Annotated in this window: 26 protein-coding genes; 4 read left to right on the top strand and 22 right to left on the bottom strand. The window is 61.8% G+C overall.

Going from position 1 to position 25,200, the window contains the following annotated elements:
* The first annotated feature begins 54 nt into the window (after positions 1 to 54).
* Entirely contained in the window at positions 55 to 903 is an 849-nt protein-coding gene (gene licT / locus ACJ8IL_RS15370; protein ID WP_043135622.1) for a BglG family transcription antiterminator LicT, read from the top strand.
* Here the strand turns inward: licT and ACJ8IL_RS15365 are convergent.
* The 3 genes from ACJ8IL_RS15365 to mak form a co-directional block, all read right to left on the bottom strand.
* Entirely contained in the window at positions 900 to 1,286 is a 387-nt protein-coding gene (locus ACJ8IL_RS15365; RefSeq protein WP_049206211.1) for a type II toxin-antitoxin system VapC family toxin, read from the bottom strand. The two genes, licT and ACJ8IL_RS15365, sit on opposite strands and share 4 nt — an antisense overlap.
* Positions 1,283 to 1,516 carry a type II toxin-antitoxin system Phd/YefM family antitoxin gene (locus ACJ8IL_RS15360; RefSeq protein WP_025301735.1) on the bottom strand — a complete coding sequence of 78 codons (234 nt, stop codon included), beginning with the start codon at positions 1,514 to 1,516 and terminating at the stop codon, positions 1,283 to 1,285. Before ACJ8IL_RS15360 ends, ACJ8IL_RS15365 begins: the two co-directional genes overlap by 4 nt.
* A 102-nt stretch (positions 1,517 to 1,618) precedes the next feature.
* Entirely contained in the window at positions 1,619 to 2,533 is a 915-nt protein-coding gene (mak, locus tag ACJ8IL_RS15355) for a fructokinase (protein ID WP_025301734.1), read from the bottom strand.
* 216 nt (positions 2,534 to 2,749) lie between these two features.
* Here mak and rdgC point away from each other — a divergent pair, with 216 nt between their 5' ends.
* On the top strand, positions 2,750 to 3,661 hold the full coding sequence (rdgC, locus tag ACJ8IL_RS15350; protein WP_004940461.1) for a recombination-associated protein RdgC: 912 nt from the start codon (positions 2,750 to 2,752) through the stop codon (positions 3,659 to 3,661).
* A gap of 65 nt (positions 3,662 to 3,726) precedes the next feature.
* Here rdgC and ppnP read toward each other — a convergent pair whose 3' ends face one another.
* The 14 genes from ppnP to ACJ8IL_RS15280 all read right to left on the bottom strand — a co-directional run bounded on the left by ppnP (position 3,727) and on the right by ACJ8IL_RS15280 (position 18,481).
* Positions 3,727 to 4,017: a pyrimidine/purine nucleoside phosphorylase gene (gene ppnP, locus ACJ8IL_RS15345; RefSeq protein ID WP_004940463.1), complete on the bottom strand. Its 291-nt coding sequence runs from the start codon at positions 4,015 to 4,017 to the stop codon at positions 3,727 to 3,729.
* 211 nt (positions 4,018 to 4,228) lie between these two features.
* A complete protein-coding gene (locus tag ACJ8IL_RS15340; protein WP_049206213.1) occupies positions 4,229 to 4,906 on the bottom strand; it encodes an AroM family protein in 678 nt (225 codons plus the stop codon).
* Between the two features lie 4 nt (positions 4,907 to 4,910).
* A complete protein-coding gene (locus ACJ8IL_RS15335; RefSeq protein WP_025301732.1) occupies positions 4,911 to 5,840 on the bottom strand; it encodes a DUF1177 domain-containing protein in 930 nt (309 codons plus the stop codon).
* 34 nt (positions 5,841 to 5,874) lie between these two features.
* A complete protein-coding gene (locus tag ACJ8IL_RS15330) occupies positions 5,875 to 7,431 on the bottom strand; it encodes an OPT/YSL family transporter (protein ID WP_049209291.1) in 1,557 nt (518 codons plus the stop codon).
* 219 nt (positions 7,432 to 7,650) lie between these two features.
* On the bottom strand, positions 7,651 to 8,424 hold the full coding sequence (locus ACJ8IL_RS15325) for an IclR family transcriptional regulator (RefSeq protein ID WP_025301730.1): 774 nt from the start codon (positions 8,422 to 8,424) through the stop codon (positions 7,651 to 7,653).
* 253 nt (positions 8,425 to 8,677) lie between these two features.
* Positions 8,678 to 9,469 carry an energy transducer TonB gene (locus ACJ8IL_RS15320; RefSeq protein WP_442516649.1) on the bottom strand — a complete coding sequence of 264 codons (792 nt, stop codon included), beginning with the start codon at positions 9,467 to 9,469 and terminating at the stop codon, positions 8,678 to 8,680.
* A gap of 2 nt (positions 9,470 to 9,471) precedes the next feature.
* Positions 9,472 to 10,803: an HlyD family type I secretion periplasmic adaptor subunit gene (locus tag ACJ8IL_RS15315; protein WP_197815266.1), complete on the bottom strand. Its 1,332-nt coding sequence runs from the start codon at positions 10,801 to 10,803 to the stop codon at positions 9,472 to 9,474.
* Complete coding sequence (locus ACJ8IL_RS15310) at positions 10,800 to 12,578, bottom strand: type I secretion system permease/ATPase (RefSeq protein ID WP_047572472.1); 1,779 nt, start codon at positions 12,576 to 12,578, stop codon at positions 10,800 to 10,802. Before ACJ8IL_RS15310 ends, ACJ8IL_RS15315 begins: the two co-directional genes overlap by 4 nt.
* 72 nt (positions 12,579 to 12,650) lie before the next feature.
* Positions 12,651 to 13,217 (bottom strand): heme acquisition protein HasA, encoded by a 567-nt coding sequence (locus ACJ8IL_RS15305; protein ID WP_197770070.1) that lies wholly within the window; start codon positions 13,215 to 13,217, stop codon positions 12,651 to 12,653.
* Positions 13,218 to 13,295: 78 nt separating this feature from the next.
* Positions 13,296 to 15,995 carry a TonB-dependent receptor gene (locus tag ACJ8IL_RS15300; protein WP_197811595.1) on the bottom strand — a complete coding sequence of 900 codons (2,700 nt, stop codon included), beginning with the start codon at positions 15,993 to 15,995 and terminating at the stop codon, positions 13,296 to 13,298.
* Between the two features lie 156 nt (positions 15,996 to 16,151).
* Positions 16,152 to 17,105, bottom strand: coding sequence for a FecR family protein (locus ACJ8IL_RS15295; protein WP_025301724.1), 954 nt, complete (start codon positions 17,103 to 17,105; stop codon positions 16,152 to 16,154).
* Positions 17,106 to 17,181: 76 nt separating this feature from the next.
* Entirely contained in the window at positions 17,182 to 17,682 is a 501-nt protein-coding gene (locus ACJ8IL_RS15290; RefSeq protein ID WP_197770066.1) for an RNA polymerase sigma factor, read from the bottom strand.
* A gap of 146 nt (positions 17,683 to 17,828) precedes the next feature.
* Positions 17,829 to 18,029, bottom strand: a complete 201-nt coding sequence (locus ACJ8IL_RS15285) for a YaiA family protein (RefSeq protein WP_004940491.1) — start codon at positions 18,027 to 18,029, stop codon at positions 17,829 to 17,831.
* Positions 18,030 to 18,076: 47 nt separating this feature from the next.
* Entirely contained in the window at positions 18,077 to 18,481 is a 405-nt protein-coding gene (locus ACJ8IL_RS15280; RefSeq protein ID WP_043135601.1) for a nuclear transport factor 2 family protein, read from the bottom strand.
* A 96-nt stretch (positions 18,482 to 18,577) separates the two neighbouring features.
* Between ACJ8IL_RS15280 and ACJ8IL_RS15275 the strand changes: the two genes are divergently transcribed.
* Positions 18,578 to 19,321, top strand: a complete 744-nt coding sequence (locus tag ACJ8IL_RS15275; protein WP_197770064.1) for a helix-turn-helix domain-containing protein — start codon at positions 18,578 to 18,580, stop codon at positions 19,319 to 19,321.
* 36 nt (positions 19,322 to 19,357) lie between these two features.
* On the opposite strand, the gene aroL is transcribed toward ACJ8IL_RS15275, so the two are convergent.
* From aroL to ACJ8IL_RS15255, 4 genes are all read right to left on the bottom strand, one after another.
* Entirely contained in the window at positions 19,358 to 19,882 is a 525-nt protein-coding gene (gene aroL, locus ACJ8IL_RS15270) for a shikimate kinase AroL (protein WP_025301720.1), read from the bottom strand.
* Between the two features lie 109 nt (positions 19,883 to 19,991).
* Entirely contained in the window at positions 19,992 to 20,510 is a 519-nt protein-coding gene (locus ACJ8IL_RS15265) for a GNAT family N-acetyltransferase (protein ID WP_049206222.1), read from the bottom strand.
* A gap of 53 nt (positions 20,511 to 20,563) precedes the next feature.
* On the bottom strand, positions 20,564 to 22,687 hold the full coding sequence (locus ACJ8IL_RS15260; protein ID WP_442516648.1) for a TonB-dependent siderophore receptor: 2,124 nt from the start codon (positions 22,685 to 22,687) through the stop codon (positions 20,564 to 20,566).
* Positions 22,680 to 23,795 (bottom strand): ABC transporter substrate-binding protein, encoded by a 1,116-nt coding sequence (locus ACJ8IL_RS15255; protein ID WP_342096024.1) that lies wholly within the window; start codon positions 23,793 to 23,795, stop codon positions 22,680 to 22,682. Before ACJ8IL_RS15255 ends, ACJ8IL_RS15260 begins: the two co-directional genes overlap by 8 nt.
* Before the next feature lie 217 nt (positions 23,796 to 24,012).
* On the opposite strand from ACJ8IL_RS15255, the gene ACJ8IL_RS15250 reads away from it, so the two are divergent.
* Positions 24,013 to 24,474, top strand: a complete 462-nt coding sequence (locus ACJ8IL_RS15250; RefSeq protein WP_043135591.1) for a GNAT family N-acetyltransferase — start codon at positions 24,013 to 24,015, stop codon at positions 24,472 to 24,474.
* Here the strand turns inward: ACJ8IL_RS15250 and ACJ8IL_RS15245 are convergent, their stop codons facing one another.
* Complete coding sequence (locus tag ACJ8IL_RS15245) at positions 24,475 to 25,032, bottom strand: class I SAM-dependent methyltransferase (RefSeq protein ID WP_025301715.1); 558 nt, start codon at positions 25,030 to 25,032, stop codon at positions 24,475 to 24,477.
* Between the last annotated feature and the right edge of the window lie 168 nt (positions 25,033 to 25,200).

The raw sequence follows: 25,200 nt of genomic DNA, 5'->3' as shown, positions 1-25,200 counted from the left end.
CTCCCGGGCGTCAGGTTTTTTCGTTTTCAGGATGCTGAAACACCGGGAAAAACCATGAAAATCGCTAAAATACTCAATAATAACGTGGTGATTACGCTGGACGACCGTCAGGAAGAGACGGTGGTGATGGGAAAAGGAATCGGCTTTAAAAAGAAGCCCGGCGATACGCTGGACGAAAGCCTGATCGAAAAGGTATTCACCCATAACGGCGGAGAAACCGCCGAGCGCTATAAAGAGCTGCTCGCCGAGATCCCATTAGCCTGCGTCACCACCGCCGACAAGATCATTACTCTCGCCCGCGAACGCCTGCCGGGCAAGTTGCATAACATCGTCTACATCACGCTGACCGATCACATCCACTTCGCCCTGCAGCGCCATGCGCAAGGGCTGGATATCAAAAATGCGTTGCTGTGGGAGATTAAAAAGCTCTATCCGGCCGAGTTCGCCGTCGGGCTGGAGGCGCTGGCCCTGATCGCCCAACGGCTGGACACCGCGTTGCCGGAGGACGAAGCCGGATTTATCGCCCTACACCTGGTCAACGCCCAGCTTAACGACGAGATGCACAACACGCTGCATATTACCCGCGTGATGCAAGAGATCCTCAACCTGGTCAAATACCATTTCCGCTTTGATTACAACGAGGAATCCCTGAGCTACCACCGTTTCGTCACCCATTTGAAATTCTTCGCCCAGCGCCTGCTGGGGAAAAACTACGTCGACAGCGACGACGACTCGCTCTATCAGGTGGTGAAAGAGAAGTACCGTGAGTCATTCGCCTGCGCCGGTAAGATCAACCGCCACATCGAAAAGCACTATCAGCATCAGCTCACCACGGAAGAGATGATGTTTCTGACCATTCATATCGAACGGGTGCGCAGCGAAAGCGAGGAAAAGCCGGCTTAACGGCGAGCGTCGGCTACCCGCACGCCGTACTGCGGAAACACCGCGTCGGCGGAGACCAGCGTCAGCCCTTCAGCCTGCGCCTGTGCGATCAGCATGCGATCGAAAGGATCCTGATGATAGGGCGGCAACTGCCCGGCCTGTTGGCAGTGAAAGGCGTCCATCGGCAGCGACAGAAAATCTTCGGCCTCGATGATCGCAAAGATATCTTCCGGCAGCGCCAGTTTGCCCAGCGCCTGCTTGATCGAGATCTCCCAAATGCTGGCCGCGCTGACGTACACCGCATTGCCCGGATCGGCGATCTGCCTTTTGGCGTTCGCGCCCAGGCAGGCGTCATCGATCAGCCACCACAGCAACGCGTGGGTATCCAGCAACAGGCGCTTCATGCATCGCCCTCAAACAACGCCGCAATGGCCGCATCCTCGGCGTTGAAATCCGCCGGCACGGTGAACTTGCCCTTGGCGGCGCCAGGGCGGCGCGCTTCCCCCTTGATGGCGACCAGCTGTACGTACGGCTTCCCTGCTTTTGCAATAATCACGGTTTCTCCCTCCGCGGCTCTGTCCGCCAACTGGCTCAGATTGGATTTGGCTTCGTGCATATTGGCCTGAATCGGCATACGCGTCCTCCTTAGCTAAGTTAGCTAAATCATAAAACGCCGTCCAGTTTTTGTACAGGGAAGGGTTTAAAGCGCGAGCAGCCTCGCGCTTTGCTGCAACGTTTAGCGCTGCTGTTGCGGCCACAGCCAGGCCGCACCGCGTACGCCGCTGGAGTCGCCGTGAACCGCCTTGCGGATCGGCGTTTCACACTCGCCGCCAAATACCCAACTTTTCACCCGCTGCGGCACCGTGCGGTACAGGCGATCCACGTTGCTCATGCCGCCGCCGAGCACCACCACGTCCGGATCCAGCATGTTGATCACGTGCGCCAGCGATTTCGCCAACCGCATTTCGTAGCGAACGATCGCCTGCTCCGCCAGCGCATCGCCCCGCTCGCTCAGCGCCATGATCTCATGCCCTTGCAGCGCGTTGCCGCTCAGGCGCGCATAGTCGGTAGCGAAACCGGTGCCGGAAATAAAGGTTTCGATGCAGCCCGGCTTGCCGCAGTAACACGGCACGTCGCGAGCGTAACGCAGCTCATCGTCATCCTGCCACGGCAGCGGGTTGTGGCCCCACTCGCCGGCGATGCCATTGCCGCCAGAATGCGCCTGGCCGCTCAGCGCCACGCCGGCGCCGCAGCCGGTGCCGATAATGACCGCGAACACCGTTTTCGCGCCAGCGCCTGCGCCGTCGGTAGCTTCCGACACCGCCAGGCAGTTGGCGTCGTTGGCGATACGCACCTCGCGCGCCAGCAGCGCCGACAGATCCTTGTCCAGCGGTTGGCCGTTGAGCCATACCGAGTTGGCGTTCTTCACCCGCCCGGTAAACGGCGACAGCGTGCCGGGAATGCCGATCCCGACCGATCCCAATTCGCCGGTATGATCTTCCGCCAGCTTCACCAGCCCGGCGATCGCCGCCAGGGTTTGCCCATAGTCATGGCGCGGCGTGGCGATGCGATGGCGAAACAGCTCCCGCCCGTCGTCCGCCAACGCAATCACTTCAATTTTCGTCCCACCCAAGTCGATGCCAATGCGCACGTATTTTTCTCCTCGATGCCACGTAGCGTTGCCACAGCCTAATGTAAGCGCGCAGATGAATCACCTGTTTCCCACCCTCCACCCCGCCCTTTCTCGGTGCGTAAAGCAACGCAATTCGGAGAGAATGGGGCGATTTTTCAGCGTCAATTCGTTATCATGCCGCCCTGCTTTTGACGAATCAGCGTGCCGAGCGCACGCCCTGCCAGGGATAACATTATGCTGTGGTTTAAGAATTTGATGGTTTACCGTTTGAGCCGCGAAGTGGCGTTAAACGCGGATGAAATGGAAAAACAACTCAGCGCGTTCGCCTTCACGCCGTGCGGCAGCCAGGACATGGCGAAGACTGGCTGGGTCTCCCCGATGGGCTCGCACAGCGATGCGCTGACGCACGCGGTCAACGGCCAGATCGTCATCTGCGCGCGCAAGGAAGAGAAAATCCTGCCGTCGCCGGTCATCAAGCAAGAGCTGCAGGCCAAGATTGAGCGCCTGGAGGCGGAACAACACCGCAAACTGAAGAAAACCGAGAAAGACGCGCTGAAGGACGAAGTGCTGCACAGCCTGCTGCCGCGCGCGTTCAGCCGCTTCAACCAGACCTTCATGTGGATCGACACCGTCAACGATCTGATCATGGTCGATGCCGCCAGCGCCAAACGCGCCGAAGATACGCTGGCGCTGCTGCGCAAGAGCCTCGGCTCGCTGCCGGTGGTGCCGCTGACGATGGAAAGCCCGATCGAACTGACGCTGACCGAATGGGTGCGTTCCGGCGAGATGCCGGCCGGCTTCGCCATTCAGGATGAAGCGGAATTGAAAGCGATTCTGGAAGAAGGCGGCGTGATCCGCTGCAAGAAACAGAATCTGATCAGTGACGAAATCGCGGTGCATATCGAAGCCGGCAAGCTGGTGACCAAGCTGGCGGTGGATTGGCAGGAGCGCATTCAGCTGATGCTGTCGGACGACGGCTCGCTCAAGCGCCTGAAGTTCGCCGACACGCTGCGCGAGCAGAACGACGACATCGATCGCGACGACTTCGCCCAGCGCTTTGACGCCGACTTTATCCTGATGACCAGCGAGCTGGCGGCGTTGATCAAAAACACCATCGAAGCGCTCGGCGGCGAAGCCCAGCGTTAATCCCGCCGCAGAAACGACCAGGGCCCAGCATCCGCTGAGCCCTGCGTTCCCCTAACGAGCAACGTTTATTTGCTCAGATAGCGGCACAGATAGGCGGTCGCGTCGGCCACCTGCAGGTTGAACTCGCTGTGCCCCGGCACGAAGAACTTCTCACCCGGCGTAAACACCTGCCAGTCCGGCGCCCCTGGCAGCAGCACTTTCAGCGCCCCGGTGATCACCGTCATTTCTTCCGGTTGCGCGGTGGAGAAGGTGTATTCGCCCTCTTCCATCACGCCCACGCTGGTAAGACCGATGCTGCTACTGTCAAAACCGATAGACTTCACTTTTCCGGCAAAATACTCATTCACTTTCAGCATAGACTGGCACCCGCGTAATCATCTTGATGGAAAATCCATATTGGGGGATTGCGGTTGATCTGTCACTGGTTTTTCGCGCGAAATGCGATCGCGGCGCAGAGTAAAACGCTGCCGGGCTTCTCACCGGCAGTCAGGGCTGCTGAACCCCGGGGAGATCCACGGGCGCAAAGCGCCTGAGACCGCGTCGAGCGGTAACTTTTCGCTATTTGAATCAGTCGACTAACTCTGCAGCCAGCTTGGCGACCAGTACGTTCGACAACAACACTGGCACCGACAGACGCGCCTGCAAAAAGGCGCGGTGACGCTGGTGATAACCGATGCAGTCTAGCACCACCACCTCCGCCCCCTGCCGCAGCAGTGCGCAAGCCGCCTGCTCCAGCGCGGCATCATCTGCCAGATAGGGGCTGGCGACGGCATAGCTCGGCGGCGTCGCCAGCTGCCGCCATTTACGCGCCTGCTGCTCAACCTGTTCCGCCATCGGCACCACGATGCCGACGCGGTGTGCGCCGACGATCGCGGAGATCAACGGCGGAATAATGCGATCCGGCTCCAGCAACAGCGCCTGTTCCGCCTGCAATTCGCCGAATTCGCCGGTGCACAGCAGCAGGATCACCTGGCACCCCGCCGCTTCCAACTCGCGGATCTTCTGCTGCAACCCGCTTTCAACGCGAGCGGCACAGAGCGTCACCTGCGTGCCGTCCAACAGGCGCGACACCAGCAGCTTATCGCCCTGTTGCGGCGCATAACGCTCGGCGATCTGCCCGGCATCCAGGCCGTCCAGCAAACCGACGTGCCTCACCCGCTCCGCCGGCAGATAAGCAGACAGCAGCGGCATGATATCGCTGCGCGGCGCCTGACCGAGGGTCAGCGTGGCGAATGAAGCCGTCATGGGTCTATCTCCTTTTTTGCAGGTGGCTCAGACTGCCGTACAGCGCCAGCAGCTGGCCGAATTCGGCAGCATCGTAGAACCGGCAAGTGCCGCGGCCAAATTCTTTGGCGACCTCCACCGCGAATTTGACCACCAGCGCGATGTCCGTTTCATGGCTGGCGCCGGTGCCGCAGCCCGGCACCACCGATTCGCTGCAAATCGCCACGCCGACCACCGGCGCCGCAGTAGCGGTCGAGGGCTGCAGGATGCTGTTGAGGTGATGCACACCGTTGCCATAAGGGGTGATATCCTGCGTGGTGATCGGGAAGGTCACCGCCGGGCGGCCGCTGGTCATCTCCATGATGCGCAGCAGATCTTCCGCCACCCGCAGGATGTAGCCCTCTTTCACCGTCGGCGACAGCGCATAGCCTTTGTGGTTGATGATGCGATTGCCCTTGGTGGTATCGATCGACAGGATGGCGTCAGCCTCCGGCACCACTTCATTATCGTTCATCGTCACGTCATCGATCGGCGAATCCATAAAATCGACCGGATCGTGCGGCCGGGTCGGCGCGTTCGGGCAAATATGAGTGGTGACGATCACATCGCCCGGCAGCGTGTCGCCCTTACGCTGCATCTCTGCCAGCTTCAGCGCGGCGGCAATGGCGGCGATCGCGCCGTCGCCGTCAGACACCAGCCCGATACGCGTCGGCCGCGCGCCGATGCCGCCCAGGCGGCCGATAATGCCCAGCGTCGGCGCCGCACCGCCAGCGAATTGGCCTGCGCTACCGGGGATCTCGATGCGCACGAAATCGGTACCGCCCTTCGGCCCGTCGGCGCGCAAGGTGCTGGCCCGGATCGCCGGGTAAGGCGCAAACAGATCGACGACGTCCTGGCCGCTGACGAATGCGCTATCAATCAATTCAAAAACCTGCAGCGTTTGTTGCAAACTCATGGTCGTTTTACCTCACCAATGTCATCGGCAGGGGCTATTTGCCCTTGCTGGAAAAAATCGAGCTGAAGAAGTTGTAGAGCGCGTCGCCGGCGATAAACCCGGCCGCCATGATCTCCATCGGTGTGCGGCCACGATCGCCCCAACGGCGCAGGATCGCCACGCGCAGCGCGATACCCACCAGCACCGCCCACCCGGCCAAGGCGTTATTGATCAGCAGACCGGTTGCCAGCAACACACCGAGCTGGCGCTTAGGGCCGCCGATCAGCTGTACCACGGCGCCGGGGATCGCCCAGATCAAAAGGCTCCAGGCGATACCCGGCTGCGCACCGGCCTCGATGGTCTTCGCGTAAACGCGCGCGACCGGCGGGATCAGGTCCTGCAGGAAATAGCTGTGATAAGAGAGGTAAACCACCGGAATGGCGATGAGGAAGGCAATCAGCGCCGCAAACAGCTGAATGCGGCGCCCCAGCAGCTCCTGCCGCAGATCCTCGCCGTAGCCACGCAGGATGAAGCCGGCTTTCAAATCAAAGCCCATGTCTGCGAAGGCCGGCCCGGTGGCGGCGGTAAAACCGGTCAGGATGCACAGCGCCAGCGGTGGGAAACCGATCAGGATACCGACGATCAGGGTGATCAACGCCACCGCGAACGCAGGAAACCAGCCGGAGTGCATGGCGGCGATACCGACGATCAGCTCATGAACGAAAGCGGCGAACGCCGCGTATATCACGAACAGCGCCAACATCGGCAGCGACATCTCGCTGAACAGCCCGCCGATCAGAGCCAAAAACGCGGCGATGGCGATGTAGCCGACCGCGCCCAGGCCGAGCGCTTTGCTTACCGCACTGTCCGGTTGGGTATAACCGGCGCTATCGGCGCGGCGGCTGCGGATCACCTGCGCAACCTGGATCAGCGCCACCAGGCCGGCGCCGACCATCACGCCGTGCGGAATAAAATGGGCATTGATATCGAAACCGGCCACCGGATCGGCGTAAGCCCGCAACAATAACCCGACGCCAAACATGCTCAGCGCCCAGATATTGCCGATAAAGGCGGTGCCGAAGGCCGCCATGGGGATCTTGAGCATTGATCCGGCGATACCTACCCCTACGCCCACCACCAAAAGCCAGGCCTGCTTGCCGCCGCGATCGCCGGCTTTAATCGCTTCCGCGGCGGCGACGCCGGGCGGCCAGGCATTGGCGGCGGGGAACACTTTGGTATCGAACAGGCGATAAAGCAGATAGGCGTCAAGCAACATCGCCGCCGCCACGCCGCAGAACATCGGTAAAATAAGCTGCGGTTGCCCCATCACGTAAGGCACCGCAATCGGCATCAGCAGACAATTGGCCGCGCCGAAGGTGGCAGAGGAGATCACCGTCTGCGCCAGGTTCTGAGTGTGCACCGAGCGGTAGCGTTGGAACATTTTCAGCGGAATGCGTGCCAACAGCATGGCAATCAGCGCACCGATGATCGAGGTGTTGGGCGTCACGCCCAGCGTGGTGATCAGCTGAACGCCGATGATCGCCCCCACCACCGAAAGTAGCGCCATGACCAACAGCGTGCCGGCCTCTTTTAGCGGATTATTTGATTTCATGCTTGGTTTCCCTGAATATTTCCTGCTGCGTGGCGGAAATAACGCCAAACGATAGCTCGCCGCGGCAGTTCCATTATTTGGAACTACCGGTGTCACAACGTGATTATTTTCTTATTCAGCCTGTCTATTTCTTACCAATAAAATACGGTGAAATATAATTAATGAGTTCCCTGGTGTCGGCGCTCGTTAATTATGATGCAACACAATAGCTCAGGCGCGTTATTTGATCTGCTGCCAATAATCATCGCCATATTTTTCCGCCAGTTGGCGGCTGACTGCGGTTAATTCGGCCAAGACTTCCGGTACAAACGGCTGCTCCTCGCCCTGCGAGGGGAAGGACAGGCACAACCCCACCGTCTCGCTGCCGTGCTTGTTCACCAGCGCGGTCGCCAGCGAACTGATGCTGTTCAAGGTTTCATTGCGCGCCAGCGACCATCCTTGACGCCTCACCTGCTGCAACGTCTGCAACAGCGCATCCAACGTTTGCGGCGCATTGGGCGAAGTCGCCCGGTAACCGCCGGCGTAACGCGCCCGAACCTGCTCGTCGCTTTCACGCGCCAGTATCGCCCGGCCGACCGAGGTTTCCGCCGCTGGCGAACGGTAACCCGCCGGGGTGACCACCTGCAAAAAGTGGCGGCCGGGAAACATGCGCATCACCATGATCTCCTGCCCTTCCAATATCGAAAGGTAGCCGGTACACGCTGTCTGGCGGCACAGCTGCGCCATACTGGCCGCCAGGTTGTCCACCAGCGGCATCGACAGATAGTGGCTGGATGCCGCCAGCAACAGCGCGCCGATGTGATAACGCCGGCTATCGGGATCGCGCTCCAGCATGCCCTGATTTTCCATGGTCTGCAGCAGGCGCGATACCGTGCTTTTCGGCAGCGCCAATTGCTCAACCACGTCGCTGAATGCAATACCCGGTTGGCCATGCATCACACGTTGTTGAGAAAAGAGTTTTAATACCGCAGCGGCATTTTCCAGCGTTGTCATGATTCGCCTTGTTCCACTATATGGAACTCAGTTCCTGTTTTATAATTAAAAACTAAAACCCGAACTCCGCAGCGTCAAGCTGTTTATTTTTTGTCAGCCGCAAAATAAAAGGCATTCGTGCTTTTCAAATGAAAATATTGCGTAGAACGCCGACTTATCCTCGCCGAATAAAATAACGATACGCTCTGAAAATAATGAACAGCAGGACAAGCTGCTGAAAAATGATTTTCTCAGGAGGAGATATTGCCGCGGCTCAGAAACCCGCGCCGCGCAAACTGAAATCGATCGGCAACGTCAATTCCACCGTGCCGTTGACGTAGGCGTCCGCCGGCGGCGTGGGCAGCGGCGAAGCGCGTTTGACCAGCGCCTGGATTTCGCGATCCAGCGACGGCAACCCGGCGCTGCTGACCAGCGTCACCGCCAGCACATGGCCCTGCCTGTCCAACGTGAAACGCACCTGCCCGACGCCCTGGCGCTTTAGCCGCAATGCGTCTTTGGGGTAACGTTTAAAACGATTCAGGCGGCCGCTGATGCGGCTGCGCCAGTTGTCCACTCCCGCCTGAGCATAGGGCGTCAGGCGAGTTTGCGGCGCGGCCGTTTTATCCGCCCGGCCCGGCGGTGGCGCACCGACGCTTTGCTCCTGAACCTTCGGCGGCGCGATCGTTTTCTCCTGCGGCGGTGTGCGCGGCAGGGGGGGAGTCTTCACCGGCTTGGGCGGTTTTTTCTGCTTCGGCGGTACGGCGATGTTCGGCCGCACGGCTTCAGGCACCTTCACCGTCGGCAAGGGTTCCGGCGGCGACGGCGGTTCAACCTGAGGCGGCGGCGTCATTTGCCCCGGCGGTTGTTTTACCTCAGCCGGGGCCTGCGGTGCGGCGGCCATCACCACCATAACCGCCGGCGGCGGCACCCACGCCGGCGCGGCCTGGTCCCGCCAGGGCCAGAACAGCGCCACAACCAGCAGGTGCATTGCCAGCACCAGCACCAGGCAACGGCGCCAGGGCATGACGGCACCGGGTGCGGCGAAAGGCAGCGGCGAAACCGACATGCTCACTCTTCCGTCAGCGCCAGATGAAGGCGATCGGTCAGCGGTTTGAACAGGTAGTTCATCATCGAACGCTCGCCGGTGCGGATGAAGCCTTCGACCGGCATCCCCGGGCGGATCTCCAACCCGTTCAGGCGTTGCAGCCCCGCTTCGCTGACCTTGACGCGCACGCTGTAATAGGGCGCGCCGCTTTTCTCGTCGGTCAGGCGATCGGCCCCGACCAGCGTCACCTCGCCCTCGACGCGCGGCGTGGTGCTTTGGTTGAACGCCGAGAACAACAGTTCGACCGGCAGCCCTACCTGCACCTTGTCGATCAGTTCGACCGGGATACGCGCCTCCACCTGCAGCCCCCGCTCGCTGGGCACGATCTCCATCAGTTGCTGACCGGCGCCGATCACGCCGCCTTCGGTGAACACGCTCAGCCCCACCACGGTGCCCGCCACCGGCGCTTTCACCTGCGTATGACCCAGATCGGCCTCCGCCTTGGCCAGGCGGTTATCCAGTTCGTCCAGCTTCATCCGCACCTCGGCCAGCTGGCTACTGACCTCTTTCTGATACTCTTCCCGCCGCTGGATCGCCCGCAGCTTCAGCTCCAGTATTTGGCGGCCCAGGCGGCCGATATTCCCGGTGTCCTCGGACGCCTGGCCGTCGATCTGCGCATGCTGCCCTTCCAGATCCAGCAGCCGATTGCGCGCCACATACCCCTGCGCAGCCAGTTTGCGCATACCGCTCAGCTGCTCCTGCAACATGGCCTTTTGCCGTTGCTTGCTGGCGTAAGACTGACGGATCCCTTCCAGCATCGCCTGCGATCCGGCAATGCTCTCCGCGATCGCCGCCAGCTCACTCTGCAGCGCCGCTCGGCGGCTGGTGAACAGCTGCTGCTGCAGCAGCATCAACGACATCACCTCTGGCTCCTCCCGCCGCGCCTGCAGCAATGCCGGGAAAGCGATCGCCTGCAGGCCGTCGCGTTCGGCCTGCAGCCGCGCCCGCTGCGCGGCGTTGCTCAACTGCTGGCTGCGCAGCGCATCGCGCTGGGTGCGGCTGTCGACGGTATCCATCAGCAACAGCACCTGCCCGGCGCGAACCCGGTCGCCTTCATGCACTTGAATTTGCGACACTACGCCGCCGCTCGGGTGCTGCACCGCCTTACGGTTGCCGGCCACCACCACGCTGCCGGAAACCGGCACGCCTTTGTCCAGCGGCGCCAACAGCCCCCACAGCAGGAAGCCGCCAAACCCCAACAGCACCAGCCAGCCGCCGAGCCGCAGATGGCGCCCTTCGTCGAACTGTCGGGAAAGGGCGTCGATATCGCCGGGGATCACACTCTGATTGCTCATACTTTTCGTTCACCGCTGGCCGTTTTGGCAAAGTTGGCGTAGTTGACGTTGAAGCCGCCGCTGCTGCGGCCGACGTTGGCCGGTACGGCTGCAGGCGCAAAACCAGGCAGTTTCTTCAGGATGGCGTCGCTGGGGCCGAAGTGCTGCACCTGGCCGGCGGCCAGCACCAGCAATTTGTCGGTGGTCGCCAGGATCGCCGGTTTGTGGGTCACCAACACGATGGTGGTACCGCGCGCCTTCAACGCTTCGATCGCCCGCTGCAGCGCCTCTTCCCCTTCACGATCGAGGTTGGCATTCGGTTCATCCAGCACTACCAACGCCGGAGAACCGTACAGCGCGCGCGCCAGCGCCACCCGCTGACGCTGGCCGCCGGACAGGCCGCTGCCGCCCTCACCCAGCTCAGTTTCATACCCTTTGGGCAAATGCAGTATCAATTGGTGCACGCCGGCCAGCGCGGCCGCGGCCACCACCTTCTCGGCGTCAACCTGGCCAAAGCGGGCGATGTTTTCCGTTAGGGTACCGGCGAACAGCTGGATATCCTGTGGCAAGTAGCCGATATGCGGCCCCAGCTGCTGTTTATCCCACTGCCGGATATCCGCGCCGTCCAGCCGCACGTCGCCGCTGAGCGGCGTCAGCGCGCCGACCAGTTGGCGCATCAGCAGCGTTTTGCCCGAGCCGGATGCGCCAATGACGCCCAGCACCTCACCGGCCTCCAGACGAAAACTGACGCCGTGCAATACCGGTGCGCTCCCGCCGGGCGCGCTGGCGGCCAGCTGATTCACGGTCAAGGTGCCATTGGGGGCCGGCAGCGGCAGGCTCGCCGCCTGCGGCGGGTTGGCGGCCAGCATCACCTCCAGCCGCTGCAGAGACTGGCGCGCCGACGACCACTGCTTCCAGGCGCCGATCAGCTGATCGATCGGCCCCAGCACCCTGCCGATCAGGATCGATCCGGCGATCATCATGCCCGGCGTAATGTCGCCGTTGACCGCCAGCAGCGCGCCGCAGCCCAACATCAGCGACTGCAGCGCCAGCCGCACGGTTTTCGACCAGGCGGTGACGGCGGCGATTTTCTCGCTGGCGCGGTTCTGCAACAGCAGGAACTGCTGATGCTGCCGCAACCAACGCAGGCGCAAGTCGGTCAGCATCCCCATGGCGGCAATGGCTTCGGCGTTGCGCAGGTTGCCGTTGGCCTGCTGCGTGGCGCTCAGCGCGACCCGGCCAGCCTCCGCGAGCGGCGCTTGCGACACTCGCTGGTTGAGCCAGGCCAGCAGCACCAGCACGATTACCCCGGCGCTGGCCAACGCGCCAAGCCAGGGGTGGAGCAGAAACACCACCAGCAGATAAACCGGGAACCAGGGGGCATCGAAAAAGGCGAACAGCGCATTGCCGGTGGCAAATTGGCGCAGGTTGGTCAGATCGTTCAGCGCCTGCCCCGCCAGCGGGTTGCCGGTTTTCAGATTGGTTTCGAAGGCGGCGTCGTAGACCCGCTGATTCAGGCGCATATCCATCTGGGCGCCGAGGCGGATCACCACCTGGCTGCGCACCCACTCCAGCAGCCCCATAAACAGGTAAAGGCCGACCACCATCAGGGTCAGCATCGCCAGCGTCATGCGGTTGCCCGACGGCAACACGCGATCGTAGACCTGCAGCATGTACAGCGCCGGGGCCAGCATCAACAGGTTGATCACCGCGGTAAACAGCGCGATGCCCCAAAATCCGCGCCGGTATGCGGCCAGCACGCTCATCACTTCTCCGCGCCTGACGGCGTTTTTCATGGCGTTTTCCATCGGCTAAAAACGAGAAAATGCCCGCCGGGGCGCACGGCGCCGGCGGGCAAACAGCCGCAATCAGGCCGCCAGCAGTTCCGGGCTGTCGGCGTGCTGCACGCCCACCGCCGTCGCCGCCGCCACCTGATCGAAGGTGGAATTGACGCTCAGGCCGTAGTCGTCGAGGATGCCGTTCAGCGCGGTCTCCAGCGCGCCGGTATCGCCGGACATCAGGCCGTACACCACCTGGTGCACCACGCCATCGTGGCCTTCGCCGCGCAGGCTGCTGAGATCCAGGCCGCCGAAGCTGACGTCAGGCACCTGAATGCTGTACGGCGATGTATCGCCGCCGCTCAAACCGTCGCCGAACGACAGCGAATCCAACTGACCGTACAGGGTGTGTGCTGGTTCTTCGAACAGCGTGTAGGTCAGATTGCCGCCCGCCACGAAGGCGGTCACCTGGTTTGCCGTGCTGCTGATGGCATACTGACTGCCGGACAGGCTGCCGCCATAGAAGCCGCCGCTGTTGGCGTCGGTGACATTGCCGTTGGTGTGATTGACATCACCGAATGTCGAAGCCCACTGGCCCAGATAGTCATGAATGCTGTAACCGCCGAAGCTGCTGTCATAATTGACTGAAAATGCCATTTCTCTATCTCCATTGATGAACGGCGCCCCTTGCGAGGCGGCCCTTGTGCTCAAGGATGAGCAACGCCCTTTTACTGCTTAAAAACGGTATTCCACCCCGCCCTGCACGGTGCGGCCGCGCCCGAGGGTATTGGCCAGCGTCTCGCCGTAGCTAACGACATAGGCGCGGTTAGTCAGGTTCTCCACCGAGCCGCGCAGCGTCAGGCTGTCGGTCAGCTTGTAGCTGGCGTACAGATCGAACAGGGTGTACTTCGGCCAGTCGGCCAGGTACGGGTAATTGGACGGCACCGAACTGTCCTGATAGCCCGGCGCAAAGCGCACGGTCACCCCGGCGTCCAGCTTGCGATCGAAGGCGCGGCCGCCCAGCGTCACCGAACCGCGATCGCCTGGCAGGTAGGCGGCGGAGCCGAACTGCGTCCCCCCGTCACACGTGACGAAGTCATTGGAAGCGGCATCCGGCTCAACATAGAAGTTGCCGCGGCGCGATCCATCGCCGTAGCGCAGACGCCCTCCCAACCAGGCCTTGTTCGAGCAGAACTCGTTTTTGCCGATCATGTGGGTATAGGTCAGGTCGGCGTAGAACACCCCGGCGTCATAGTTGAGCTGGTACTCCAGCCCGCGGAAGCGGGTTTTCGACAGGTTGTTGACGTAAGCAGCATTGCCGATGCTCGGCTGCACCAGCCCCGGTTTATTGCGGTCTATCGCCAGGTTGATGTAGTTATCCACTTTGGTATCGAAGTAGGCCACCTTCGCCACCAACCGATCGCCCTCAAACCACAGATCCGGCTGCTGCACATTGAACCCGACTTCCCAGGCGCGCGAGCGCTCGGGCTGCAGGAACGGGTTGGGGTATTGCGTGGATGAACTGTGCGCGCTGCCGTTGGTCAGCGTTTCGGTGATCGCCGGCGGCCGCCAGGATTTGCCGTAGGTGGAATACAGCTCCAGCCACTCCACGCCGGGACGCACCGCCACCGCCAGCGTTGGCGACAGCTTGCCCTGATCGCGATCCACGTCCCAATCTTCGCGGGTCGTGGTTGAACAGCCGGTCAGACGCAACGCTTTGCAAGGATTGTCAATCGTGTAGCGTTGCCCATCCTTGGCCAAATCCGGATAGCTCAGGCCGGTCTGGCCGCGCAGGCGATAGCGGTCGTAACGCAGCCCTCCCTCCAACGTCAGCCAGCCGTCGTAGTCGTAGGTCAGGTTGGCGAACAAGCTGGCGACCGAACGGTTGCCGGCCGGCGTCACCCCTTCCATGCCTTGGCGGGAAGAGTCGCTGGTTGCCTTGTCGTAATAAAACTCCAGCCCGTAGTTGGCGCGGAAGTCATGCCCCGGCGCCAGGCTGAAGCGCGAGGTATTTTGCGCCTGCGCGCCGTAGGTACGCAGGCGGGTACGCGTCGCGTAGCCGTTGTCCAGCAGCGAGCTGGTGCTGTAGGTGTCGCTGTCATCCTGAGTATCGACGTAATACAGCTTGGCCTGAAAATCGAGCCAGTCGACGTCTTCCGGCGCCAGGCTGTAATCAAACGCCGCGTTGCGCGCCATCACGTCGCTGTAACCGGTGCGCTTCCAGCCCAGTTCATAGGGCGGGCGGGTGCCCAGGTTGGTCAACGTGCCGGCGATCGGCGACGCGGTCTGGGTCTGCAAATAGCTCAGCTGCAGGCGTTGGTTGGCGGGCAGATTCCAGCCCACCTTGGCCAGCCGCGAGTGCATACGGTAATTTGTGTCGGGGATTTTGTTGTTCTTGATGCTCTCGGCGTAGCGATCGTAATTGCCGGTGTCGTTATTGATGCGAATGTTACCGATATCGCCCTTGTTGCCGGGCCAATAGTCGCCGAGGTGGCGTTCGCTGGCGGCCAGCAGGATATCGCCGGTTTCGTTGCCCAATGCCAGTACGCCGCTGCCGATGAAGTGGGTGCCGTTATCGCCGGTGCTGGCGTGCAGCTTGCCGCCCAGCTCTTTGCCCGGCGCCAGGAAATCGCTCGCGCTGACGGTATTGAAGGTGGCAATGCCGCCGAGCGTGCCGGCGCTGCCCATGCCGCCGGTGGTGCCCTTGTCGATAGTCACGCCGGACAGCAGTTCGGAATCGATGTACATGGTGCCATTACGCTGGCCATGGCCGCTCTTTTGAAAATTCTGCCGCATGCCGTCGATATTCATGTTCACCCGGCCATAGTCTTGTATGCCGCGGATGTTGACCGACAGCGCAGGATCTTGCTGGCTGACGCTGGAATAGGCTCCCGTAGTCTGCTCCAGAATATCGGCCGCGTGTCGCGCCGGGCGGTTGTCCATCTGTTCGCGGCTGATGACGCTGACCGAGCGCGGTTCGTCGTAAACCCAATCGTTGGCGTTGATGCCGCTGGCACCCAGCACCGTCAGGCTGTCCAACGCCAGCGCGCCACCGTCGCCGTTCGCCGTCGGCAGCCGGCTCAATACGATTTGCCCCTGCGGCTGCAGGCGGAAAGCCACCGGATTGCCGCCGATCAAGCGCCGCAGGCCCTGTTCAACGCTCATGCTGCCGTTCAGCGCCGCCGCCTGCATGCCGTCGAGTTTCACCTCGTCAAAAAACACCTGCATGCCGGCCTGCTCGGCGAAGCGCAACATGGCGCTCTGCAGCGGCTGCGCCGCAATGTTGAAATTCTTTTGCTGTGCGGCCTGCGCGCCGTTCGCCTCAGCCTGGACGGCGAGCGCCACAGCCGGCTGAGTCAACATCATCGCCGCCAGCGCGGCGCGTACCGCCGTGGCCAATCGGCCGGCCGGCGTGGTTCCCTTGTGAATAAGCATGCGTGTGTGTTCCACCCGAAAGAATGCCAAACTAAGTGATAATGGAAATCAATCTCGTTTAAACATAAGGACGTTCCGGGAGGCAAAAACCCGTAAAGATTTTTTACAGAAAGTGAAAATAACGGCGAAGCGGGCATCCCGGCCCGCCTTGGCCGCTCAGTAAAGCAGCGTGATGCCGGGGAGATTCAGCTGGCGGGCGGAGAGTTCCTGACGAATGGCGCCGACGCCGTCGTCGAGTTTATTGAGCGCGAACACACCGCTCACGGTGCGCGTTCTTAGCGCGGGATTGACCGCCACGATGCGGGTCCCGCGATAGCGGTTGAGCTGCGCGAGCGCCTGCGTCAGCGGTTGGCGGTCGATCACCAGCCAGCCGCGTCGCCAAGCGTCATCGCCGGCCGTTTGCCGCGTCAGCTGCAGCTGCCCGTTGCGGTAATGCGCCGCCTGGCGTTGCGCGACCACCAGCGAGCGCTCGCCGCGCTCAAGCGTCACCCGCACGCTGTGCTGATGCACGCTGACGTCGACGCCCTGTTCAGTGCGCGCCACGCTGAACTCGGTGCCCAGCGCCTGGGTGACGCCGTTTTTCGCTTCCACCCTGAACGGACGGCTTTCCGCCCCGCCCAACGGCGCGACGATAAAATAGGCGGCGCCGCTCAGCAGCCGCACCTTGCGCTCATCTGCGGAATACGCCAGCGCGATCGCGCTGCCGCTGTCCAGCGCCACCCGGCTGCCGTCCGGCAAAGCAACTTCGCGCACCTCACCGCGAACGGTTTGATAATCGGCCTGCAGGCCGATCCACAGATCCGGCCCGCGATAAACGCCGAACGAAACGGCGAGCGCCACCGCCGCTGCCACCGCCCAGCGGGGCCATCGATGGCGAGAGGGCGTTTTCAGCGCCGCCACCTGCGGTTGTAACGCCTGCCGCTGCTCAGGCGGCAGTTGCCCAAGCGTCGTCCACAGCAGGCGAGCCTGACGCAGCGCCGCCGGATGCTGCGGATCGGCGGCCAGCCAGGCGTCCAACGCTCGCCGCCGATCGGCCGGCAGCGCCCCTTCGGCCAGACTCACGGCCCAGGCGGCCGCCTGCTGTCGCGCCTGTGCGGTTAGCGGTTTCATAATGGCATAGACCTCTGTTTTTTCTGGTTATAGGTTAAGACGTCTGAGCGCGGATAAACCCGTAAAAAAATTGCCATTATTGTTCTTCCATCCGCGCCATCAGCCGCTCGAGCGCGCTGGCCAGGTGTTTTTCCACCGTACTGAGCGACACGCCCAGCTGCGCCGCCACCTGCGCCTGGGTCAGGCCATCGAGCCGGTTAAGGCGGAAAATTTGCTGCGTGCGCGGCGGCATGTCCGCTAGCGCCTGCTGCAACAGCTGCAGCAATTGGCTATCGATCGCCCGTTGTTCAAGCGCCGGTTCACTGGAGGGATACTGCGCCAGAATGTCGTCTTCGACCGCTTCGGTCTGCCGCCGCTGCTGCTGGCGCACATGGTCGAGCATCAGGTTTTTGGCGGTTTTGTACAGGTAGGCTTCGATATCGAGAATGTTACCCTGCGGATATTGCTCGGTAAGGCGGGTAAAACTTTCCTGCGCCAAATCCGCGGCCAGCTGAGGGTCGCGCAGTTTGGCGTTCAAATAGGCTTGCAGCGGCCGCATATGGCGCAGAAACAGCGCCTGCAACTCGGAATTGGACATCTCTTTTCCCAGAAGTGAAACACCCAATAGGGGCGATAAAAATCACATAAATGATTATCATTATCAATATTGTTCTGGGAAATATATGCTAACGCGGGGGGATAAACAGGAAACCGGCCTGGCGCCGGTTTCCGCTGTGCAGCAGGTCAGAGCTCTAGCGCCTCGTCTTCATAGCGGTGCTTGGCGTCGAGCGCTTCCTGCTCGGTTTCATGTTCACTGAGCAGCGTATTCGGCTCAATGTCGTCGGTGCGCACTTCAAAACGGCGCAGATGCAGGTTCGGGTCGCCCCGAAACACCTCAACGACGCGGGCGCTCCGTGGATAAGCAGGTTGATCATTTTCGCGCATGCCGTTCTCCCGTGTGTTTCACACAGTAGCAAGTATAGCAGCCGCCCTCATTCCGGCACGCGCGAGCCAAGATCGCGATCGCCGGGGGCGCCCGCCAACAGCTCGGTCAGTTCGTCGCAGGCGCAAATGCGGCCTTCACGCACGGTGAAGTGCGCCAGCACCCGCACGCGGCTGCGGGTACCGTCGCGCTTTTCCACCTCGACCAGATGGTGGGTCAGCACTGCCTCGCCCTGCTCCGCCGCCGCGATCACGCTCAGCGTCATGCGGCGGGTTTGCCGTTTCAGCAGCGCCATATGTTGCTCAAACTGCTCGAAGTTCAGCACCTTGCCATCCACCTGCTGGCGGTAGTCTGCGCTGAAACGGGCAGCGAGCTGCGTCGGCCGATGCTCCGGGCTGGCGACGACCTGCTGCAGCGTATCGAGCACCAGGTTCAGTGGGGTAACTTGAGTCATCACGTTTCTCCGAAATAGGGTGAACGGCGATCCTATCCCGGCCAGGCGATGGCATAATAACCACATCAAGACTTTCAATAACGTTAAACGGCCAACATGACGCAGATCCGCAGCCAACGCCTTCAGCATGAAAAAAAGCACCTGACGCCCTGGCACCGGCACGAAGGCGGCCAGATCTATCTCTTGACGCGTGGCATGCTGGCAATGGAACTCCCGGGCCGGCAATGGGCGATCACCGGCGGTACGCTGGGCTGGCTGCCGCCGGGATGCGCCCATCAGGCGCTGGCCTGCGGCGACGTGGCGGGCTGGAGTCTGTATCTGCCGGGGGAAAGCGTGCCGGAGATGCCGCCGCAGCCGCAGCTGTTCACGGCCTCTGCGCTGTTGCAGGCCCTGGTGGAGCGTATCGCGCAGTTCCCCGCCGGCCCACTGAGTGCGCCGCAACGGCGGCTGCTGCAGGTGCTGCTGGATGAAATGCACGCGGCAAGCCGCGCGCCGTTGCAATTGCCGCTGCCGCAGGACGCCCGGTTGCTGAACATCGCCCGGGCGCTGCTGAACGATCCCGCCAGCCTGCGCAGCCAGCGCGACTGGGCCGACTGGGCCGGGCTCAGCCCGCGCACCCTGAGCCGCCACTTTGTGCAGGAAACCGGCATCAGCTTCGCGCTGTGGCGCCAGCAGGCGCGGGTATTGCGTTCACTGGAGGGATTATCACGCGGCGCAGCGGTCGCCGAGGTGGCCGACGCCTGCGGCTACGACAACGTCAGCGCCTACATCGCCGCCTTTCGCCGCCGCTTCGGCGTCACGCCCGGGGCGTACTTTGCGGCCGCTCGGCAAACGGAATAGGAAAACGGGCGCCCAGCGCCCGAAGAGAAGAAAGGGTTATTTCACCGTCTCACGCGGCAGCACCGCGAGGATTTGCTCCACCACCCGCTGCGGATCGGCGGCGCCGTCCATCACGTAATGCGCGGCGTCCTGATACAGCGCTTCACGCGCCGCCAGCACCTCGAGCATCTCTTCGGCGATCGGCCTGCCGGTGAGCGTCGGGCGCTGCGCATCTTCCGGGTACTCTTCCAACCGCTGCGCCAACACGCTGGCCGGCGCGCGCAGATAGATAACGGTGCCATGCTGGCGCATAAACTGACGGTTCTCTTCCGCCAGGATCGCGCCGCCACCGGTGGCAACTACAGTTGACGGTTTGGTCACGGTTTGCAACGCGATGGTTTCGCGGCGACGGAACCCCAGCCAGCCCTCGCGCTCGACCATTTCCGCCACGCTCATCTGTACCGCTTGCTGCATAAACAGATCGGTATCGACAAACTGATAGCCCAACGCCAGCGCCAATGCGCTGCCTACCGTGGTCTTGCCGGCTCCGCGAGCGCCTATCATGAACAGGGTTTGTGTCATTACGGGTTGTCCCTTATGCGGTGACTTGAGTGCATTGCATACCAAAATACCGAGCGGGTGCGATGGCGTGGTGGCTGCATCATACCCTGCCCGCTCTGTATTTCAATATTTACGATAGTGTAAATTCCATGGCACAGCGACTGCCGACGGCAAAGCCGTGCGCCAGATCCTCATCCAGGTGCCGCCGCAGGGCGACCGTGAGCCGCGCGTCGTCGAGCGGCCGGAATCCCAGCCGCCGGTAGTAGGGCGCATTCCACGGCACATCAATGAAGGTGGTGAGCGTCAGGCGAGTGGCGCCCTGCCGTTTGGCTTCTTCCACCACCGCGCCGATCAGGCGGCGGCCGACGCCCTGCCGTTGCCAGGCAGCGGCGACCGATAATTCGGCGACATGCCAGTCTTCCCCCTGAGCCAACACGGCGATAAAACCGGCGCACTCACCGTTGTCGCTTTCCGCCAGCCATTCACGGCGCTCGGCGATAAACGCGGCGTGCTGTTTCGGGGCCATCACCTCGCCTTCGGCGATAAAGCGCCATTCCGGCTGCTGGCGAAACAGCTGCGCCGCCGAACGTTCAACCGCCATCAGATGCGCGATATCTCGCTGCTGCGCCAAACGGATCTGCAGGCTCATGAGTTCTCCTTAACGTTGGGGCGGTTATTTAAACAAATTCCACCGCCCGTGGCTCAGAAATCGATACTGCCGCGCAGCACCACCTCACGCGGCTCTCCTACCGCCACGCGCAGATTGCCACCGCTGGACGGATAGTAGGTTTTATCGAACAGGTTCTTCACGTTCAGCTGCCATTTCACCCGATAGCCGTTGATCGGCATGGTGTAAGCGGCGAACGCATCGGCAACGGTGTAATTATCCAGGGAGAAACTGTTGGCGGCGTCCCCCGGGCGGCGGCCCACGTAGCGCGCGCCGGCGCCGATACGCACCTCATCGCCGCTGTACAGGCCCAGGCTGCCGAGGTTCTGGGTCAGGAACAGCGAGGCGGTATGGCGCGCCACGTTGGTCATCTCTTTGCCCTTGTTGTCCGGATCGTCCACCACGCGGGCGTCGGTATACGCATAGGAACCGATCAGGCTCAGCGAGTCGGTAAGATTACCGGCCACGTCCAGCTCCACGCCCTGCGAACGCACGCGCCCGGCGGTGCGCGTCACGGTTTCGCCCTCCACCAGCTCATTGACCATCACGTTGCGTTTGGTGATGTCGAACAGCGCCAGCGTACCGGTGACGCCGTTCGGCAGCGCCAGCTTGCCGCCGACCTCCCACGACTTGCCCTGTTCCGGCGGCAGCGAATCAATTTGGGTGGCGATGGAAGAGTTCGGCTTGAACGACTCGGTATAGCTGCTGTACAGCGACACGTAAGGCGTCAGCTTGTAGACCACACCGGCGCGCGGCACCAGCTTGCCGTCCGAGCTGTCGGTGTTGGTCTGGAATGGCCGCCCCTTGCCGGCATAGACGTCGAAAGCGTCGTAACGCAGCCCGCCCATCACCAACCATTTATCGGTCAGTTGGATGGAGTCCTGCATAAACCAGCCGTAGCTGGTGAGATTTTCCCGCTGGTCGCTGTCTTTGGCGCTGACCGCGGTCGACGGCGGCATCAGGCCGTATACCGGATGATAGATATTGAAATCGCTGTTCTTTTTACCGCGGATCATGTCGCCGCGGTAGGTACGGTTATCTTCAAAATCAAAGCCGAACAGCATCTGGTGGTTGATGCTACCCCAGTCCACATCGCCATTGAGCGTCAGCTGCACCGCGTTGGCGTGGCTGACGGCATGGGCTGTCGAGTCGGCCTGGCGGCTCAATGCGCCGGTCACCGGGTTCAGCGCCGTGGCGCGCGCCTGGTTGTCGCTGTAGCTGTTGCGGCTGTAGGCGTAGGTCAGCGAGCTTTTCCAGCGCTCGTTGAGCGTTTGATCGATCTGCAGGGTAATGCTGTCCTGATCGCCGCGGGTAGCGTTATAGGCTTCGTCGAAACGGCGATCGCGCGGCGTATTCACCGGTTTGCCGGTGCGCGAATCGATAATGGTGCCGCGATCGAACGGCACCAGATATTCCATATGCTCGTAGGCCAAGCGCACGGTGGTGTTCTCGCCATACCACATCAGCGAGGGCGCGATCACCGTCTGGCGGTTGCGGCCGAAGTTGCGCCAGTAGTCGGTTTCATCGTGATCGACGATCATGCGATAGGCGAATCCCGACGTGCCGAGCGGCCCGGTAACGTCGAGCTGGCCGCCGCCGCCGTTGAAGCTGCTGCCCCAGCCTTCCACGTGGGTATGTTGCTGCAGCTGGGGCTTTTTGGTGATCATATTGATCATCCCGCCCGGCTCGCCCATGCCATACAGCATCGAGGCCGGCCCCTTGAGCACCTCCACCCGCTCGGTGGTCGGCGTAAAGTTGCGTGCCTGCACCGAGCGCACGCCGTCGCGCAGAATAGAGCCGTCGCGGTTATCGCCGAAGCCGCGTTTCATGACCGCGTCCTGAGTGCCGCCCAGCGTGTTGGCCTGGGTAATGCCGCTGACGTTGTACAGCGCTTCGTCCAGGCTGCTGACCGCCTGATCGGTAATCACCTGCTGCGGCACCACGTCGATCGCCTGCGGCACATTCAACAGGTTGGTTTCGCTGCGGGTGCCGGTGACGCTGGTCAACGGCTGATAGCTCTGCACACCGTCGGCGTCTTTGCGGCCAATCACCGTCAGGCTTTCTTCTTTCGACGCGACTTTTTCCGCCGCCCACGTCGGCAATGTTGCGCAGGCCGCCAAAGGCAATGCGCACCACCAGCCGCGCTTGTTGTTATTCATTATCTAACTGACTCCAATAGGTCCCTGAAAAAGGTAACGGCAAAAACTGCTGATAAAGCTGTTGGAAGGTCTGCTGCGGGTTGATGTCGGCGAACAGATCCGGGTAAAACGCTTTGGCGAATACCTCGACCAGCACCACGTGGTACGGGCTGAGGTAAAAGTTGTGCCAGACGCTCCAGGCACGGTGGTTTTTCACCGCCTGCAGGTTGGTCAGCATCGGCTGTTTGGCGATCAGCCGGCGGAAGCTGTCGGCGGCCTCCTGTGGGCTGACCTGCGGCCCGAGGCGCAGATCGGACAGCCGTTTGCCCTGCGGGCCGGCCATGCCGGTGGCGAGGTACACATCAGGATTGGCGCTCAGAATGGTTTCCGGGTTCAGTTCGCCATACACCCCTTTGACGCTGGCGTTGGCGATGTTGTCGCCGCCGGCGAAGGTCAGCAGATCGCCAAGGTTGCCGTGTGCGGCGGTGGTGCAACAGGTATCGCGCCGCCCCAGATGCAGGTGCAGCATCACTTTGGGCTTCGCCCCCTGATAGCCCGCCAGGCGTTGCTGAATCACCGCCATATGCTGCTGATAAAACGCGATGAACTGCTCGGCGCGCTGCTGGCGATTGAGCACTTCGCCCAGCAGCCGCACGCTCGGCACGGTGTTGTTCAGCAAATCGATACGCAGATCGACGTAGATCACCGCCACGCCGGCCTTGTTCAGCGCGGAAACCAGCAGATCGTTGTCGCCGTCTTCACGCGCGTAGCGCGCCAGGATCACCAGATCCGGCTTCAGCTGCAGCAGGCTTTCAATATTGACCTGGCGGAAGTTATTGCCGCTGATCACGGGGATCGCGGCGATCTGCGGGAACTTCTGCGTATAGCGTTGCCAGCTTTGCGCATCGAAACGCGCCAGATCCGCCGGCCAGCCGACGATGCGCTGCGCCGGGTTGCCCGGCTCCAGCAGCGCCAGCGTATACAGCATGCGGCTCTCCCCCACCACGATGCGCTGCGGATTGTCCGGCACCACAACCTGACGGCCGGTGATATCGGTCACCGTCTTCGCCTGGGCGGAGAACAGGCCGAACCACAGGGAAAGCAGCAGTAAAATGAGGGAATTGCGCATGATTGAGCCGAAACGGGGGAAATAATGTGCGCATGATAATCACTCTCATTAACACTTGCAATCCCACGCCGCGATTGCCAAAAGAAATCCGGGAAACGGCGCCGGGCGCGCGGCAAACATGGCGAAACCGCTAAAATAACGGCTTTAAAAAGTTAAAAAAATGGCGGGGAAATCGGTTAAATAGAACGGGGAAACAGCAAAAAACCGGGAGACCTCCATGACTCAACACATTATTCCGCTGTCGGAGTGCCCGCAGTTTGCCGATGTGTGCGCCGCCTGGGCCTTCGGCCAATGGGGCTCACAGCGCGGCGGTTCGCTGGAGCGCACCCAGTTGCGCTTCGCCCACTGCAGCCGGCCAAGCGACGATCACCTGACGCTGATGATGATCGACGGCGATCGTCCGGTGGGCATGGCCAGCCTGTGGCCCAGCGACGATCATCAGCGCCAGGATCTCACCCCATGGCTGGCCGGCGTCTTCGTGCATCCCGATCACCGCCGCAAGGGCATCGCCCACCGTCTTGAGATGGCCATCGTCGAGGCGGCGCGGCAACGCCATCACTCGGTTTTGCATCTCATCACCGACAAATCGGAAGCGCTGTACGCCGGCTGGGGTTGGCATCCCGTGGAACGCCGGCGGCAGCATGACGAAGAAGTGGTAGTAATGGCGAAAACGCTGTAGCTAACGCGGCGTACAAACATACACCAGCGCCGGCGGGAAGTTGCGCACCACCCGCAGGCGCTTCCAGTGAAAATAGCGGGACAGCAATTTTTCCGACAGGTGGCTGTATTGAAACAACACCAGCGTGCCGTTGCGCGCCAGCAGCCGCTGCCGGGCCTGCTGAAGAATGCGCACGCTGATCCTGACCGGGATCGACAGCAGCGGCAGGCAGGAAAACACCACGTCGTAATCCGTGGCCATTTGGGTCGCCGAATGGGGCATCACCTGCAGCCGCCGATCGTCTATCCCCCGCAGCCGATGCACGAAATGCGGTTGAATTTCGAAAGCCTCCAGCGCCGCATCGGCGCGCATCCGCCCCAGGATGCGTTTGGTCAGTACGCCGTCCGCCGCGCCCAGCTCCGCGATCGACAGCGCACGGGTCCATTCAATCTGGTTCAGCATCGCCTGGCACAGCCACGGGGAAGAAGGCGCCAGCGTACCGACGGTGCGCGGTGAAGCCATAAATTGCTGCAAGTAAGCGAAGTGATTCATCAGTTGCAGCCGGGTCGCATTTAACATTGAGGCCTCCTTGGGTTAAGCCCCCAATGTGAGCCGAATTTCTTAAGTAATCATTAACATGATTCCGAAAGCGGCAGACACAGTTGTAATAAAATGCGACCTCAGCCACGACGGCACAAAGAAAAACGGTCGTAATAATGACCTGAAAATAAGCCGTTTATGCGCCGA

Origin of the sequence: Serratia sp. CY47444 (genome assembly GCF_052168635.1) — a bacterium.
In the GTDB taxonomy this organism is placed as follows: domain Bacteria; phylum Pseudomonadota; class Gammaproteobacteria; order Enterobacterales; family Enterobacteriaceae; genus Serratia; species Serratia bockelmannii.
The sequence above is the reverse complement of the archived record's forward strand: the minus strand, read 5'-3'. Positions and strand labels throughout refer to the sequence as shown.

Coding starts and splice junctions, on each gene's coding strand:
- ACJ8IL_RS15315 (WP_197815266.1), bottom strand. CDS start 10,803: ATGAGCAATCAGAGTGTGATCCCCGGCGATATCGACGCCCTTTCCCGA.
- ACJ8IL_RS15280 (WP_043135601.1), bottom strand. CDS start 18,481: ATGACTCAAGTTACCCCACTGAACCTGGTGCTCGATACGCTGCAGCAG.
- ACJ8IL_RS15360 (WP_025301735.1), bottom strand. CDS start 1,516: ATGCCGATTCAGGCCAATATGCACGAAGCCAAATCCAATCTGAGCCAG.
- ACJ8IL_RS15365 (WP_049206211.1), bottom strand. CDS start 1,286: ATGAAGCGCCTGTTGCTGGATACCCACGCGTTGCTGTGGTGGCTGATC.
- licT (WP_043135622.1), top strand. CDS start 55: ATGAAAATCGCTAAAATACTCAATAATAACGTGGTGATTACGCTGGAC.
- ACJ8IL_RS15275 (WP_197770064.1), top strand. CDS start 18,578: ATGACGCAGATCCGCAGCCAACGCCTTCAGCATGAAAAAAAGCACCTG.
- ACJ8IL_RS15265 (WP_049206222.1), bottom strand. CDS start 20,510: ATGAGCCTGCAGATCCGTTTGGCGCAGCAGCGAGATATCGCGCATCTG.
- ACJ8IL_RS15325 (WP_025301730.1), bottom strand. CDS start 8,424: ATGACAACGCTGGAAAATGCCGCTGCGGTATTAAAACTCTTTTCTCAA.
- ppnP (WP_004940463.1), bottom strand. CDS start 4,017: ATGCTGAAAGTGAATGAGTATTTTGCCGGAAAAGTGAAGTCTATCGGT.
- ACJ8IL_RS15320 (WP_442516649.1), bottom strand. CDS start 9,469: ATGTCGGTTTCGCCGCTGCCTTTCGCCGCACCCGGTGCCGTCATGCCC.
- ACJ8IL_RS15255 (WP_342096024.1), bottom strand. CDS start 23,795: ATGCGCAATTCCCTCATTTTACTGCTGCTTTCCCTGTGGTTCGGCCTG.
- ACJ8IL_RS15250 (WP_043135591.1), top strand. CDS start 24,013: ATGACTCAACACATTATTCCGCTGTCGGAGTGCCCGCAGTTTGCCGAT.
- ACJ8IL_RS15340 (WP_049206213.1), bottom strand. CDS start 4,906: ATGACGGCTTCATTCGCCACGCTGACCCTCGGTCAGGCGCCGCGCAGC.
- ACJ8IL_RS15245 (WP_025301715.1), bottom strand. CDS start 25,032: ATGTTAAATGCGACCCGGCTGCAACTGATGAATCACTTCGCTTACTTG.
- ACJ8IL_RS15330 (WP_049209291.1), bottom strand. CDS start 7,431: ATGAAATCAAATAATCCGCTAAAAGAGGCCGGCACGCTGTTGGTCATG.
- aroL (WP_025301720.1), bottom strand. CDS start 19,882: ATGACACAAACCCTGTTCATGATAGGCGCTCGCGGAGCCGGCAAGACC.
- ACJ8IL_RS15285 (WP_004940491.1), bottom strand. CDS start 18,029: ATGCGCGAAAATGATCAACCTGCTTATCCACGGAGCGCCCGCGTCGTT.
- ACJ8IL_RS15295 (WP_025301724.1), bottom strand. CDS start 17,105: ATGAAACCGCTAACCGCACAGGCGCGACAGCAGGCGGCCGCCTGGGCC.
- ACJ8IL_RS15305 (WP_197770070.1), bottom strand. CDS start 13,217: ATGGCATTTTCAGTCAATTATGACAGCAGCTTCGGCGGTTACAGCATT.
- ACJ8IL_RS15310 (WP_047572472.1), bottom strand. CDS start 12,578: ATGAAAAACGCCGTCAGGCGCGGAGAAGTGATGAGCGTGCTGGCCGCA.
- ACJ8IL_RS15335 (WP_025301732.1), bottom strand. CDS start 5,840: ATGAGTTTGCAACAAACGCTGCAGGTTTTTGAATTGATTGATAGCGCA.
- ACJ8IL_RS15300 (WP_197811595.1), bottom strand. CDS start 15,995: ATGCTTATTCACAAGGGAACCACGCCGGCCGGCCGATTGGCCACGGCG.
- ACJ8IL_RS15290 (WP_197770066.1), bottom strand. CDS start 17,682: ATGTCCAATTCCGAGTTGCAGGCGCTGTTTCTGCGCCATATGCGGCCG.
- ACJ8IL_RS15260 (WP_442516648.1), bottom strand. CDS start 22,687: ATGAATAACAACAAGCGCGGCTGGTGGTGCGCATTGCCTTTGGCGGCC.
- rdgC (WP_004940461.1), top strand. CDS start 2,750: ATGCTGTGGTTTAAGAATTTGATGGTTTACCGTTTGAGCCGCGAAGTG.